14 protein-coding genes are annotated in these 13,958 nt (G+C 59.1%); 6 read left to right on the top strand and 8 right to left on the bottom strand.

Going from position 1 to position 13,958, the window contains the following annotated elements; translation table 11 throughout:
- Positions 1–46: 46 nt before the first annotated feature.
- Positions 47–943 carry a DMT family transporter gene (locus AS136_RS19460; RefSeq protein ID WP_012968061.1) on the bottom strand — a complete coding sequence of 299 codons (897 nt, stop codon included), beginning with the start codon at positions 941–943 and terminating at the stop codon, positions 47–49.
- Between the two features lie 181 nt (positions 944–1,124).
- On the opposite strand from AS136_RS19460, the gene AS136_RS19465 reads away from it, so the two are divergent.
- On the top strand, positions 1,125–1,994 hold the full coding sequence (locus AS136_RS19465) for a helix-turn-helix domain-containing protein (protein WP_008804671.1): 870 nt from the start codon (positions 1,125–1,127) through the stop codon (positions 1,992–1,994).
- Here the strand turns inward: AS136_RS19465 and AS136_RS19470 are convergent.
- Positions 1,971–3,137 carry a benzoate/H(+) symporter BenE family transporter gene (locus tag AS136_RS19470; protein ID WP_016161181.1) on the bottom strand — a complete coding sequence of 389 codons (1,167 nt, stop codon included), beginning with the start codon at positions 3,135–3,137 and terminating at the stop codon, positions 1,971–1,973. The genes AS136_RS19465 and AS136_RS19470 overlap by 24 nt on opposite strands.
- 173 nt (positions 3,138–3,310) lie before the next feature.
- On the opposite strand from AS136_RS19470, the gene AS136_RS19475 reads away from it, so the two are divergent.
- Positions 3,311–3,880 (top strand): helix-turn-helix domain-containing protein, encoded by a 570-nt coding sequence (locus tag AS136_RS19475; RefSeq protein ID WP_008804673.1) that lies wholly within the window; start codon positions 3,311–3,313, stop codon positions 3,878–3,880.
- Between the two features lie 10 nt (positions 3,881–3,890).
- Here AS136_RS19475 and AS136_RS28795 read toward each other — a convergent pair whose 3' ends face one another.
- Positions 3,891–4,058, bottom strand: a complete 168-nt coding sequence (locus AS136_RS28795) for a hypothetical protein (RefSeq protein WP_012541552.1) — start codon at positions 4,056–4,058, stop codon at positions 3,891–3,893.
- A gap of 33 nt (positions 4,059–4,091) precedes the next feature.
- Between AS136_RS28795 and AS136_RS19480 the strand changes: the two genes are divergently transcribed.
- The gene (locus tag AS136_RS19480) at positions 4,092–6,053 is read left to right on the top strand and encodes a peptidase U32 family protein (RefSeq protein WP_063266909.1); all 1,962 of its coding nucleotides are present in this window, start codon (positions 4,092–4,094) and stop codon (positions 6,051–6,053) included.
- Positions 6,054–6,065: 12 nt separating this feature from the next.
- On the opposite strand, the gene AS136_RS19485 is transcribed toward AS136_RS19480, so the two are convergent.
- The 5 genes from AS136_RS19485 to AS136_RS19500 all read right to left on the bottom strand — a co-directional run bounded on the left by AS136_RS19485 (position 6,066) and on the right by AS136_RS19500 (position 9,383).
- A complete protein-coding gene (locus AS136_RS19485) occupies positions 6,066–6,299 on the bottom strand; it encodes a DUF2554 family protein (protein WP_012541554.1) in 234 nt (77 codons plus the stop codon).
- A gap of 150 nt (positions 6,300–6,449) precedes the next feature.
- Entirely contained in the window at positions 6,450–6,755 is a 306-nt protein-coding gene (locus AS136_RS19490) for a hypothetical protein (protein ID WP_023322727.1), read from the bottom strand.
- Positions 6,756–6,850: 95 nt separating this feature from the next.
- Positions 6,851–6,976 (bottom strand): DUF2474 domain-containing protein, encoded by a 126-nt coding sequence (locus tag AS136_RS26015; protein WP_002907461.1) that lies wholly within the window; start codon positions 6,974–6,976, stop codon positions 6,851–6,853.
- Entirely contained in the window at positions 6,976–7,986 is a 1,011-nt protein-coding gene (cydB, locus tag AS136_RS19495; RefSeq protein ID WP_008804677.1) for a cytochrome d ubiquinol oxidase subunit II, read from the bottom strand. Before cydB ends, AS136_RS26015 begins: the two co-directional genes overlap by 1 nt.
- Positions 7,986–9,383 carry a cytochrome ubiquinol oxidase subunit I gene (locus tag AS136_RS19500; RefSeq protein WP_063266910.1) on the bottom strand — a complete coding sequence of 466 codons (1,398 nt, stop codon included), beginning with the start codon at positions 9,381–9,383 and terminating at the stop codon, positions 7,986–7,988. Before AS136_RS19500 ends, cydB begins: the two co-directional genes overlap by 1 nt.
- Before the next feature lie 681 nt (positions 9,384–10,064).
- Here AS136_RS19500 and AS136_RS19505 point away from each other — a divergent pair.
- The 3 genes from AS136_RS19505 to AS136_RS19515 all read left to right on the top strand — a co-directional run bounded on the left by AS136_RS19505 (position 10,065) and on the right by AS136_RS19515 (position 13,958).
- Entirely contained in the window at positions 10,065–11,477 is a 1,413-nt protein-coding gene (locus tag AS136_RS19505) for an aminotransferase-like domain-containing protein (RefSeq protein ID WP_022065566.1), read from the top strand.
- A gap of 305 nt (positions 11,478–11,782) precedes the next feature.
- Complete coding sequence (gene ydcS / locus AS136_RS19510; RefSeq protein WP_023322725.1) at positions 11,783–12,928, top strand: putative ABC transporter substrate-binding protein YdcS; 1,146 nt, start codon at positions 11,783–11,785, stop codon at positions 12,926–12,928.
- A 16-nt stretch (positions 12,929–12,944) separates the two neighbouring features.
- Positions 12,945–13,958 carry an ABC transporter ATP-binding protein gene (locus AS136_RS19515; protein WP_023322724.1) on the top strand — a complete coding sequence of 338 codons (1,014 nt, stop codon included), beginning with the start codon at positions 12,945–12,947 and terminating at the stop codon, positions 13,956–13,958.

Here is a 13,958-nt window from a genome sequence, read left to right on the forward strand (position 1 = left end):
TCGTGCCAGCGCCGTCTGACGACGGCGCTGTTTCTCTTCTGTCTCCTCAGGCCAGCCTTCGGCGCAGCAGCAGCTGTTCCGGTTTGGCAAACATTACCAGGTTACCCAACAGGATCAGCGCCAGCCCGATCACGGCGTTGCTGTGCCAGATATACCCTTCATAGACGGTGGAAATGGATAATGCGACCAGCGGAAACAGCAGCGTACTGTAGGCGGCTTTGCTGGCGCCAATGCGCCCCACCAGAGTGAAATAGGCCCCAAAGGCAATGACCGAACCGAACAGCGCCAGGTAAAGCAGGGCGCCGAGGTAGCTGACGGTCCACTCCGGCATAAAATTATCGCCACGTAGCAGGGCGATCGCGCCCATCACCAGCGTCCCGTAGAGCATCGCCCAACTGTTGGTGGTGAGGGTTTCCAGCCCTCGCCGCTGGTGGCGAATGCTGAACATATTGCCCAGTGAAAAGCCGTAGGTGCCCAGGGCGCTCAGACCGATCCCCCACAGCAGCGAGGCGTTTAGCCCATTGGCCAGCAGGTCATCCCAGAACAGGGTGACGATACCGGCGAGGCCCAGCGCGGCGGCGGCCCAGAAGCGGCCCGGCGGCTGCTGGCGAAAAAAAAGAAAGCTGTTAATGGCGTTAAACAGTACGGCCATGGAAAAGATCACCGATTCCAGACCGGTGTTGATCCAGGCCGCGGCAGTATAAAAACACCAGAAATTGAAGCAGAAGACGCAGCAGCCCTGCAGCAGGCAGCAAAAGTGATCTTTCGCGCCCAGCGGCCGTAGCCGTCGCGTGACAAGCAGAATCGTCAGCATCGTGATGCTGGCCACGGCAAAGCGCCAAAAAATGGATACCGGCGCCGCCACCGGCCCTTGTTGTAAAAAAATCGCAATCCACGTTGTACCCCAGATCACGACAACGAGTGCATAAAGTAATGCGTTCACCCTGACTCTCCTCTGCTTGTTGAAGGGAGGAGTATGCCGCCTGTCGCAACCGGCAGCTTTCACCCGCTTGTTGTCGGCTTGCAAATTCTTGCGCTTATTTGTCATTCGCCTGCGGTGAGGACTGGAAACCGCGCCGGAGTCTCCCTAGACTAGAGCTTTTACGGGCAGATGCGTGAAGGCAATGGGTTACGGGACGTTTGAAACATTACGGCGACAGAACGCGGTGCTGCGGGGCACGGTGGAGCTGAATTCCGGAATTCAACTGGCCGCCTGGTACAACAATTGCGATACCGTGACGGTGCGCAGCGATCACCATACGTTGAGCCTGTACGTCGCCGATGGCTATGAAAGCTATCAAAAGACGCCGCACGGCTGGAAAAATGGCGGCGGCCCGGATCGCTTTTGTCTGATGCCGAAAGGCGATGAGAGCGTCTGGGATATCCGCGGCGATCTGTCTTTTGTGCATCTCTACTGTACCGATGAGCACCTGCGCCGCGTCGGCGAAGAGGTGTGGGATCGTAGCCCGGCAAACTTCACCCTGCAGGAAAAAACCTTCGCCAGCGATGATAAAATCACCGCGGTGTACCGCCAGTTTTTACTGGCCAATGACTGGCGACAGCCGGCGAACCAGTTGACCCTCAGCGCCGCCAGCAGCTTACTGCTCACCCATCTGATCCAGCACTACTCCACCGTGCAGTGGCGTTTGCCGACGGTCACCGGAGGGCTGGCGCCGGGCGTGAAGCGTCACGTGCTGGCCTGGATCGATGCCCACCTCGATCAGCCGCTGACCCTGGCCGACCTGGCGCAGCAGGCGGGACTCAGTGAGTTCCATTTTGCCCGCATGTTCCGCCAGTCGTTGAATATGGCCCCGCATCAATATGTGATGCAGCAGCGAATGGCCAGGGCGCAAAATCTGCTCTGCCACAGCGCGCTGCCGTTAACGGAGATTGCGCTGGCCTGCGGCTTCAGCTCCGCCAGCCATTTCAGCCATCGGGTGAAAGCGGCCACCGGCCTGACGCCGTCCCAGCTAAGGGCGGCGCAGCGCGGATAACACGCCATAGCTTACCCCACCAAGCACCACGCCCCAGAAGGCCGAACCAATTCCCGCCAGCGTCACGCCGCTGGCGGTGACCAGGAAGGTCAGCACCGCCGCATCGCGCTCACTGGCCTGATGTACCGCCTGAAACAGGCTGCCGCCGATGGTGCCGAGCAGCGCCAGGCCGGCCAGCATCTGGATCCACGCCGCGGGTAAAGCCGACATCAGGGCGGTGATCGATCCGCCGAACAGACCTGCCAGCAGATAAAAACCGCCTGCGGCCATGGCCGCCAGCCAGCGCTGTTGCGGATCCGGGTGCGCCTCCGGACTCTGGCAAATCGCAGCGGTGATCGCCGCGATGCAGATGGAGTAGACCCCAAACGGCGCCAGCAACAACGCCAGACCCCCACAGGCGACGAGCAGTGCCGATACCGGTACGGTGTAGCCGGATGCCTGCAGCGTGGCGAACCCGGGGGCGTTCTGCGAGGCCATGGTGACAAGGAAAAACGGCAGGCCGACACTGAGCAGCAGCGCCGGGGTAAACTGCGGCGCGATCCACTCCGGTGCCGCGAAGGCCAGCGGTACGGCCGTCCTGGCGACGTCCCCGGAGGCCGCCGCGATCAGCGCCCCCACCACCAGCGCGGCGACTACCGCGAAGCGGGGCCACAGCGCTTTACAGAGAAGCCAGGCGGCGAGCATGCCGCCGCACAGCAGCAGATGGTCCTGCAAGCCGGCGAAGGCCTGCAAACCGAAACGCAGCAGGATCCCGGCCAGCATCGCGGCGGCCAGTGAATGGGGAATGATCTTCATCAGCCGGGCAAAGAGGCCCGTCACGCCGCATAGGACGATCAGCGCGTTGGCGAAGATAAACACCCCCACGGCCTCGGCGAGGGTGACTCCCTGTAGACCGCTGACCAGCAGCGCGGCGCCCGGCGTTGACCAGGCGGTGAGCACAGGAACTTTACGCCAGCCGCTCAGCGCAAGGGTGCTGATACCCATGGCGAGGCCAAGGGCCGTCATCCAGCCGGCGATCTGCCCGGGGGTAGCGCCAGCAGACGCAGCAGCCTGCCAGATAATGGCGGCTGAACTGGCGTAGCCCACCAGTACAGCGACGAAACCCGCCAACAGAGTAGGAAGAGGAAGGGTAAACGAGCGCATAGGATTCTCTTGTGCGTTATAACATACGAATACTCTATCACTGTGCGTTATAGCGCACAAGGTGCGGATGTGGAGAGCGTAAGACACCTGTTCTCACGGTGATATGCCGAGAAACGCCCTGTAGAATCAGGCAAATGGGGATATACTCTTGCCTGTACAAGTCAGGAGGTAGGATGAATATTGCGCAACATCTGGCGGCAACGCTCAAAACCCTGCGCCAGCAGCGTGGCTGGAGTCTCTCGCGTCTGGCAGAAGAGACGGGGGTGTCGAAAGCCATGCTGGGGCAGATTGAGCGTAATGAATCGAGCCCGACGGTGGCGACGCTGTGGAAGATTGCCACCGGGCTGAACGTGCCGTTTTCGGCGTTTATCGTTCCGGACGCCAGCGCAGCGCCTTCCGCTTTTGATCCGCAGCAGCAGGCGATGGTGGTGACCCCGGTCTTCCCGTGGGACCCGGAGCTGCGCTTTGACCATTTTTCGATAACCCTTGCCCCCGGTGCGTTGAGCGAATCGACGCCGCATGAGAAAGGGGTGATTGAACATGTGGTGGTGATTAGCGGTGCCCTGGATCTCTGTTTACAGGGGGAGTGGCATTTACTGCAGCCAGGGGAGGGACGGCGCTTCGCCGGCGATGAGGCGCATGCGTATCGTAACCGCGGCGTTCAGGCGGCCCATTTCCATTCTCTTATCCATTATCCAAAAGAAAAAACCGCGGGCGAACCCGCGGCCAGACAAGATGACTGATGATAACCACTCACAACGTGACGAGGAAAATCCGGAATACGAGATGACAGTACGCTGCGCGAGGATGTGAAGGAACTATCTTTTCCGTCAATACTTTGCTGAAAAATGAAAATTCGTCGTCGCGCGACGGTGGAAAAGGTTTTCGTCTGTGCCCGGTTCTGACTACAATAGCCGCCATTTCGACCCCCTTATACTGGATAACAACACGCGTATGCGCCTGCACAATCATCGTCTTGAACTTCTTAGTCCTGCCCGCGACGCCGGTATCGCTCGCGAAGCGATCCTCCACGGCGCCGACGCCGTTTATATCGGTGGGCCTGACTTTGGCGCTCGTCACAATGCCAGCAACAGCCTGAGCGACATCGCCGGTCTGGTGCCTTTTGCCCATCGCTATGGCGCCAAAATCTTTGTCACGCTGAACACCATTCTGCATGATGATGAGCTGGAGCCGGCGCAGCGGCTGATTACCGATCTTTATGAGGCGGGCGTTGACGCGCTGATTGTGCAGGATATGGGGATCATGGAGCTGGATCTGCCGCCGATTGAGCTGCACGCCAGCACCCAGTGTGATATCCGCAGCGTGGAAAAAGCGAAATTTCTCTCCGACGCCGGCTTCAGCCAGATCGTGCTGGCGCGTGAACTGAATCTCAGTCAGATCAAAGCTATTTATGACCATACCGACGCTACCATTGAATTCTTTATTCATGGCGCGCTGTGCGTGGCCTATTCCGGGCAGTGCAACATTTCGCACGCCCAGACCGGACGTAGCGCCAACCGGGGCGACTGCTCGCAGGCTTGCCGCCTGCCGTATACCCTGAAAGACGATCAGGGACGGGTGGTGGCCTATGAAAAACATCTCCTGTCGATGAAGGACAACGATCAGACCGCCAACCTGGCGGCGCTGATCGACGCCGGGGTACGTTCCTTCAAAATTGAAGGCCGTTACAAAGACATGAGTTATGTGAAAAACATCACTGCGCACTACCGTCAAATGCTGGATGCCATTATCGAAGACCGCGGCGATCTGGCGCGCGCCTCGGCAGGGCGCACCGAGCACTTCTTCATTCCCTCTACCGATAAAACCTTCCATCGCGGCAGTACCGACTACTTCGTCAATGCCCGCAAAGGCGATATCGGCGCGTTTGATTCGCCGAAATTTATCGGGCTGCCGGTGGGCGAAGTCTTGAAGGTGGGGAAAGACCATCTTGATGTCGAAGTGAGCGAACCGTTAACCAACGGCGATGGCCTTAACGTGATGATCAAGCGTGAAGTGGTGGGCTTCCGTGCCAATACGGTGGAGAAAACCGGCGAAAATCGCTATCGGGTGTGGCCGAACGAGATGCCGGCGGATCTGCACAAAGCGCGTCCGCACCAGGCGCTCAACCGTAACCTCGATCACAACTGGCAGCAGGCGCTTCTGAAGACTTCCAGCGAACGCCGCATCGCCGTGGACGTTACGCTGAGCGGCTGGCAGGAACAGCTGGTTCTGACCATGACCTGTGAAGATGGCGTCAGCGTGACCCATACTCTCGACGGAGCGTTCGCCGAAGCCAATCAGGCAGAAAAAGCGCTGGCCAATTTGCGTGACGGCGTCACAAAACTGGGGCAGACCATTTACTACCCACGCGACGTGCAGGTCAACCTGCCGCCACTGTTTGTCCCCAACAGTCTGCTCAACCAGCTGCGTCGTGAAACGGCTGAAATGCTGGACGAAGCGCGCCTCAACGCCTGGCAACGCGGCACCCGCAAGCCGGTCTCCGTACCGCCGCCGGTCTATCCGGAGCCCCATCTCTCCTTCCTCGCCAACGTCTATAACCATAAGGCGCGGGCCTTTTACCAGCGCTATGGCGTGCAGCTGATTGACGCCGCCTATGAAGCGCACGAAGAGAAGGGCGATGTGCCGGTGATGATCACCAAACACTGCCTGCGGTTTGCGTTTAATCTTTGTCCGAAACAGGCGAAAGGCTCCATCAAGAGCTGGAAAGCCACGCCGATGCAGCTGATCCACGGCGATGAAGTGCTGACCCTGAAGTTTGACTGTCGCCCGTGCGAAATGCATGTCGTCGGGAAGATTAAAAACCACATCCTCAAAATGCCGCTTCCCGGGAGCATCGTCGCCTCCGTCAGCCCGGATGAGCTGATGAAGACCCTGCCGAAGCGCAAAGGAGCCTGATCCAGCGCGACGCTACGGGCAATGCGGCGCCCGCGGTTTGCGGGCATCCTGCCAGCGGTGATGCTCGTTCAGATCGGCGGCGGCCTCCTCGCACTGGCTGCGAAGCTCGTCGCTGTCCGCCTCGTGCAGCAGTTGCTGTTCGAGGCTCTGCACCGGAAAGTAATCGTGCCCCTGGCGGTGGGCCAGCAGATGTCCTGAAAACAGCGCGCACAGCAACAGCAGCGCGCTCATGCTTCTCCTCAACATACCTTTTCTCTGCGAATCAATGGGGTGGGCTTACTATGCCAGGCGTTGTGCAGGTTTTTTTCTCGGCTTCTCAAAGAAGGGCAAGAGTTTGTCAATGTCAGCTGAAAGAAGGTGAAAAAAAGCCTGGCGCAGAAGGCCAGGCCTGAGGGGTTATGCTTTTGGCGGCAGCGGTTTCCCGCTGTGCTCGCCGCCTTTTGGCGGCTGCTTGCCGTCACGCTGCGGCTGCTTGCCACCATGCTGCGGCTGTTTGCCATCATGCTGCGGCTGTTTGCCATCTCGTTGTGGCTGCTTGCCGTTGTGTTGCGCTTGCTTACCATCGTGTTGGCCGTTTTTCGCCAGCGGTTTACCCTGATGCTGCGCGCCTTTTTCTGCCGGCGGTGGCGGGTTGTCGGCAGCGAACGCCCATGACGATATTCCCAGCGTCATCACGGCGGACAGTAAAGCTAACTTCTTCATAGCAATATCCTTTCTTCTGATGTATCGCCGTATTTCATCAGGCAAAAGTGAAGATAAGATGGAGAAATCCCTTTTCGGACTTCTCTGCATCCCACTCAGACTTTTAGCCCTGCGGCGGTCATCAGCAGGCGAAACAGCAGGCTGATGGCGGCCAGCGTCAGTACGCTGCCTCCCCAGAGCGCGATCAGCCACAGCAGACGTTTAGGCCAGGCAGTATGCATCAGTGATATCCCTCCCCGGGCTGAACTTTGCCGCGGAACACGTAATAGCTCCAGCAGGTGTAGCCAAGAATGACCGGAATAATCAGCAGTGCGCCCACCAGCATAAAGCCCTGGCTTTGCGGGGGAGCGGCAGCCTGCCACAGCGTGATGGCCGGCGGGATAATATGCGGCCAGATGCTGATCCCCAGTCCGCTAAAGCCGAGAAAGACCAGGCCCAGCGTCAGCGTGAAGGGCGAAACATGGCGGTCGCGCTGATGCAGCGTACGCCACAGCCAGCCGCTGATGAGGATCACCAGCAGCGGCACCGGCAGCAGGAAATAGAGATTCGGCAGGCTGAACCAGCGGGCGGCAATTGCCGGGTGCGCCAGCGGAGTCCACAGGCTGATGACGGCAAACACCGCCAGCAGGGCAACCAGCAGCTGCCGCGATGCGCTGCGCATCCGCTGCTGCAGCGCGCCTTCGCTTTTCATCACCAGCCAGGTGGCGCCGAGCAGCGCATAGGCCACGCACAGCCCGAGTCCGCAAAACAGGCTGAACGGGGTCAGCCAGTCAAACATGCCGCCGCTGAAGGCGCGACCGCTGACGGTGAAACCGTTGATCACCGCCCCGACCACCACGCCCTGGCTGAAGGTCGCCAGCAAGGAACCGCCAAAAAAGGCACGGTCCCAGAATGGCCGGTGCGACGGGGTGGCCTGGAAGCGAAACTCAAAGGCGACGCCGCGAAAAATCAGGCCGATCAGCATCAGGGTCAGGGGGATCGACAGGGCGTCGATTATCACCGCGTAGGCGAGGGGAAAAGCGCCAAACAGACCAGCGCCGCCCAGTACCAGCCAGGTCTCATTGCCATCCCACACCGGGGCGACGCTGTTGACCATTACGTCGCGCTCGGTGCTGCCCCGTACTGTGCCGAACAACATCCCGATGCCCAGATCAAAGCCATCCATTACAATGTACATCAGCGTGGCAAAGACGATAATCACGAACCAGATCACCGATAATTCGATACCCATTAGCGGGACTCCTTCTGCAGATAACCTTCAGTGGCGGCGGACAGCGGGCGGGCTGGCGTACCGGTTGTCGCGGGCTGCACCTCCTGCGGCCCCTTGCGGATCAGGCGCAGCATATAGCTGTAGCCGACGCCGAAGACGGCGCTGTAGACCACGATAAAGGTCAATAAACTGACCGACATATGCAGATCGCCGTGGGCGGAAACGGCGTCTGCAGTGCGCTGAACGCCATACACCACCCATGGCTGACGGCCCACTTCGGTGGTTACCCAGCCGGCGAGAATAGCAATCAGTCCTGAAGGGCCCATCCATAGCGCAAAGCGCAGAAATGGCCGTGAATGGTACAGTCGGCCGCCGCGACGCAGCCACAGGGCCAGTACGCCGAGCAGGAGCATTAGCATGCCAAGACCGGCCATCAGGCGAAACGACCAGAACACCACGGTTGCGTTCGGGCGATCCTCAGGAGCGAACTCCTTCAAGGCCGGCACCTGTTTATCAAGGCTGTGGGTGAGGATCAGGCTGCCCAGGGCCGGGATCTCAAGCCCGTAGCGGGTGCGCTCCTGCGCCATATCAGGCCAGCCAAACAGCAGCAACGGCGTTGCCTCGCCCGGCGGGTTTTCCCAGTGGCCCTCAATGGCGGCTATTTTCGCCGGCTGGTGTTTCAGGGTATTCAGACCATGCATATCGCCGATCAGCGCCTGGATGGGGGCAACCAGCAGCGTCATCCAGAGCGCCATCGAGAACATCTTACGGATCGCCGGCGACTGATTGCCGCGCAGCAGATGCCAGGCCGCCGAGGCGCCGACAAACAGCGCGCTACTGAGAAACGCCGCCACTGTCATATGCAGTAAGCGGTAGGGGAACGACGGGTTAAAGATCACTGCCAGCCAGTCGACGGGCACCACCTGGCCGTCAACGATCTCAAACCCCTGCGGGGTCTGCATCCAGCTGTTGGAGGCGAGGATCCAGAAGGTCGAGATGATGGTGCCCAGCGCCACCATGCAGGTGGCGAAAAAATGCAGCCCCGGCCCTACCCGGTTCCAGCCGAAGAGCATCACCCCGAGAAAGCCCGCTTCCAGAAAGAACGCTGTCAGGACTTCATAGGTCAGCAGGGGGCCGGTAATGCTCCCCGCGAACTGAGAGAAACCGCTCCAGTTGGTGCCGAACTGATAGGCCATCACCAGCCCGGAAACCACCCCCATGCCGAAGTTGACGGCGAAGATTTTCGACCAGAAGTGGTACAGCGAGCGCCAGGTGGGATTTTTGCTTTTTAGCCACAGACCTTCGAGTACCGCCAGGTAGCTGGCCAGCCCAATAGTAATGGCGGGAAAGATAATATGAAATGAGACCGTAAAGGCGAATTGAATTCGCGCAAGATGGAATGCATCAAGACCGAACATGCAGGACTCCACTACAAAATTGATTCAGCGCAATTTTAGGCAGGGTGGTGGCTGGGGGGCAGAGGCAGTCGCGCCATTTTTTATCATAACAGTTGGCCGCTGTTATGATTTTTCACCTCGCGTCCCAATCATCGGCCGGCACGAATAAATACCGATGGGGTGGGTCGCTTAACCAACAGACCAGCGGAGATTTGGCCGTTATCCCGGGAGCGGTTGATCGGCGGACTCGGCCGCCGGCACGGCACTGTTTCTGGCCGGAATAATATATCCCGAATATCACACGGTGCTGTATTAATTCTTGCGATAATGCACAACGAGTTTTAGCGTCATTTATTCTCACGCATTAGTATGAGAATAAGTAAAAACGCTGAGCGGGTTAATCGTAAATTAAATAATAATAAATTGTCGACTCCGTGGGTAATTTGTACTGTATGCGCTCGGGAATAAATAAAAAGGAATGCCCATGTCTGAAAAAGGATTACAGAGTTTGTGCATTACGCTCGGCGTGATGATTATCTTCTGGTTTGCGTTAATCTCACTATTCTGGGTGGTGATATTTTAAACCTATCCCGTGCTATGACGGGACGCGACTGCCGCTGCAGATATAACAGTTACAGCAAACTATGATTTTTTTATAACTGATATATGATAATGGGAGGTTATCGTACGGGGACGGCCGCAATGAAAAAGTATCAACAGCTGGCGCAACAGCTGACCGAACAGATCGCGCTTGGCGTCTGGTTGCCTGGCGATCGGCTGCCGTCGCTGCGCGAGCAGGTGATCAGCAGCGGCATGAGCTTTATGACCGTCAGCCATGCCTATCAGCTGCTGGAAAGCCAGGGGCGCATCGTCGCCCGTCCGCAGTCGGGTTATTATGTCGCCCCTCAGCCGGTGAAGCTTAGACAGCCGGCGCCGCCTGCCCAGGTGACCCGCGATGAAGCTGTCGATATCAATACCTATATCTTTGAGGTGCTACAGGCCAGCCGCCAGGCGTCGATGCTGCCCTTTGCCTCGGCCTTTCCGGACCCGCGTCTCTTCCCGCTGCAGCAGCTTAACCGCTCGCTGGCGCAGGTGAGCAAAACCGCCACCGCTATGAGCGTCATTGAGAACCTGCCGCCGGGCAATGCGGAGTTGCGGCACGCCATTGCCCGACGCTATGCCCTGCAGGGGATGAACATCTCGCCGGACGAGATCGTGATTACCGCCGGGGCGCTGGAGGCGCTTAACCTCAGTCTGCAGGCAGTGACCGAGCCGGGCGACTGGGTGGTGGTGGAAAACCCCTGTTTCTACGGCGCCCTGCAGGCGCTGGAGAGGCTGCGCCTGAAGGCGCTGTCGGTGGCGACCGACGTCAAAGAGGGCATTGACCTGACGGCGCTGGAAGCGGCCCTGCAAAATTACCCGGTCAAGGCCTGCTGGCTAATGACTAACGGACAAAACCCGCTCGGCTTCACCCTTAGCCCCGAAAAAAAAGCGGCGCTGGTGGCGCTGCTGGCGCGCTATAACGTGATGCTGATAGAAGATGATGTCTACAGCGAGCTTTACTTTGGTCGCGAGAAACCGCTCCCGGCGAAATACTGGGACCATCAGGATATGACGCTGCACTGCAGCTCATTTTCAAAATGTCTGGTGCCCGGGTTTCGTATCGGCTGGGTGGCGGCCGGCAAACAGGCGCGGCGGATCCAGCAACTGCAGCTGATGAGTACGCTCTCCACCAGCTCGCCGATGCAGCTAGCCCTGGTGGATTATCTGTCCACCAAGCGCTATGACGCCCACCTGCGCCGTTTGCGCCGCCAGCTGGCGGAGCGTAAACAGCTGGCCTGGCAGGCGCTGCTGCGCCATCTGCCGCCAGAGGTTATCGTCCACCACAGCGACAGCGGCTACTTTCTGTGGATTGAACTGCCGGAAGGGGCCGACGCCAGTGAGCTAAGCGCCCGGGCGCTGGCCTCGCACATCAGCATTGCCCCAGGAAAAATGTTCTCCACCTCCGCCAGCTGGACCTCATTTTTCCGTTTTAATACCGCCTGGGGCTGGGGGGAACGCGAAGAGCAGGGGGTGAGGCGGTTGGGTGAACTTATTCGTGAGCAGCTTACCTGACGACTCAGGCTATTTTCCGTCGCCATAAACTCTCGGCAAAAATAAACGAGGGTGAGTTTTTATTGAGGCCGGTCATTATTTTACCGGCGCTCATCATAGGAAATACGCATACCCCTCCTTTTTCTCTAACTCGTTGTCTATAATCCATAAAGTCCTGCTTGTGTTGGCGATTTTTGCGTAATGCGTCCCGGGTCACAACCTGAATAAATTCCCCAGGGGGCGTTAATCCGCTGACTACCCTTATTTCAGGAGATATTTTTACGGCACGGCTGCCGCTAATTACCTTGTGACAGGAGTAACACCTGATGAGCAAAAAATTTGCCCGTTGCAGCCTTTATGTGCTGAGCATGGCCTGTTTGACCGTGCAGGCGGCAGAGCCACTCACCTCGCTGGATAAACCGGAAGGGCGGCTCGATATTATTGCCTGGCCGGGGTATATCGAACGCGGCCAGACTGACAAGCAGTACGACTGGGTCACCCAGTTTGAAAAAGAGACCGGGTGTCAGGTTAATGTCAAAACCGCCGCTACCTCTGACGAGATGGTCAGCCTGATGGCCAAGGGGGGCTACGATCTGGTGACCGCGTCGGGCGATGCCTCGCTGCGTCTGATCATGGGCAAACGCGTTCAGCCGATTAACACCGCGCTGATTGCCGGCTGGCGCACCCTCGACCCACGCATTGCGCAAGGGGCATGGTTTAACGTCGGCGGTAAAGCCTACGGCACGCCGTATCAGTGGGGGCCGAACCTGCTGATGTACAACACCCGCGTATTCCCGACGCCGCCGGACAGCTGGGGCGTGGTCTTCGTTAAACAGAACCTGCCGGACGGCAAAACCAATCAGGGACGCGTGCAGGCCTATGATGGCCCGATCTATATCGCTGACGCCGCGCTGTTTGTCAAAGCCACCCAGCCGCAGCTGGGGATCGAAGATCCCTATCAACTGACCGAAACCCAGTATAACGCGGTGCTGAAAGTACTGCGCGACCAGCAGCCGCTGATCCATCGCTACTGGCATGACGCCACCGTACAGATGAACGACTTCAAAAACGAAGGGGTGGCCGCCTCCAGCTCGTGGCCCTATCAGGCCAACGGCCTGAAGGCTGAAGGCCAGCCCATCGCCACCGTGTTTCCGAAGGAGGGGGTGACCGGCTGGGCGGATACCACCATGTTGCACAGCGAAGCGAAGCATCCGGTCTGCGCCTACAAATGGATGAACTGGTCGCTCACGCCGAAGGTGCAGGGCGATGTGGCGGCGTGGTTCGGCTCGCTCCCGGTGGTGCCAGAGGGGTGTAAAGCCAGCGCGCTGCTCGGTGACAAAGGCTGTGAAACCAACGGCTATGACCAGTTTACCCGGATCCATTTCTGGAAAACGCCGGTTGCCGAAGGCGGGAAATACGTACCCTACAGCAGATGGACTCAGGACTATATTGCGATAATGGGCGGCCGCTAAGGACGGGAGGCAGACAATGACGTACGCGGTCGAGTTTCAGAATGTATCGCGCCTGTACGGCGATGTGCGGGCCGTAGATGGGGTTAGCATAGGCATTCGCGATGGGGAATTTTTCTCAATGCTGGGGCCATCCGGCTCGGGCAAGACCACCTGCCTGCGGCTGATTGCCGGTTTCGAGCAGCTCTCCGGCGGCACCATTCGTATTTTCGGTCAGCCGGCCAGCGAACTGCCGCCCTGGCAGCGGGATGTGAATACGGTGTTCCAGGACTATGCGCTGTTTCCCCATATGTCGATCCTCGACAACGTCGCCTACGGTCTGATGGTCAAAGGCATGGCGAAGAAAGCGCGCCATGCCCGCGCCCAGGAAGCGCTGGAAAAGGTGGCCCTTGGCTTTGCTCATCATCGTAAGCCTTCTCAGCTCTCCGGCGGCCAGCGGCAGCGGGTCGCTATTGCCCGGGCGCTGGTGAACCAGCCGCGGGTGCTGCTGCTCGATGAGCCGCTGGGTGCGCTGGATTTGAAGCTGCGCGAGCAGATGCAGGTGGAGCTGAAAAAGCTGCAGCAGTCGCTGGGGATAACTTTTATCTTCGTGACCCACGACCAGAGCGAAGCGTTGTCGATGTCAGACCGCGTGGCGGTGTTTAACAATGGGCGCATCGAACAGGTGGATGCGCCGCAGGATCTCTATCTGCATCCGAAGACCGCGTTTGTCGCTGGCTTTGTCGGCACCGCCAACGTTTTTGAAGCCGAGGCGGCCCGGCGATTGTGCGGCATGCCGGGCAGCTGGTCGCTGCGTCCGGAGCATGTTCGCCTGCAGGGCGGCGGCGAGGTTCAGGTTCAGGGCGTAGTGCAGGCGGTACAGTATCAGGGGGCGGCGACGCGGATTGAGCTCAGGCTGGCGGAGGGGGACAAGCTGCTGGTCAGCCAGGCGAATATCGATGGCACGGCGGCAGCCAGCGCCCCGCGAATGGGGCAAACGGTACTGGCGTCATGGTCGCGGTCGGCGATGACCCCGCTGGAAAGCGGAGGCTGA

The sequence above is a fragment of the Klebsiella sp. D5A genome (assembly GCF_001620885.1).
Classification (GTDB): domain Bacteria; phylum Pseudomonadota; class Gammaproteobacteria; order Enterobacterales; family Enterobacteriaceae; genus Klebsiella; species Klebsiella variicola.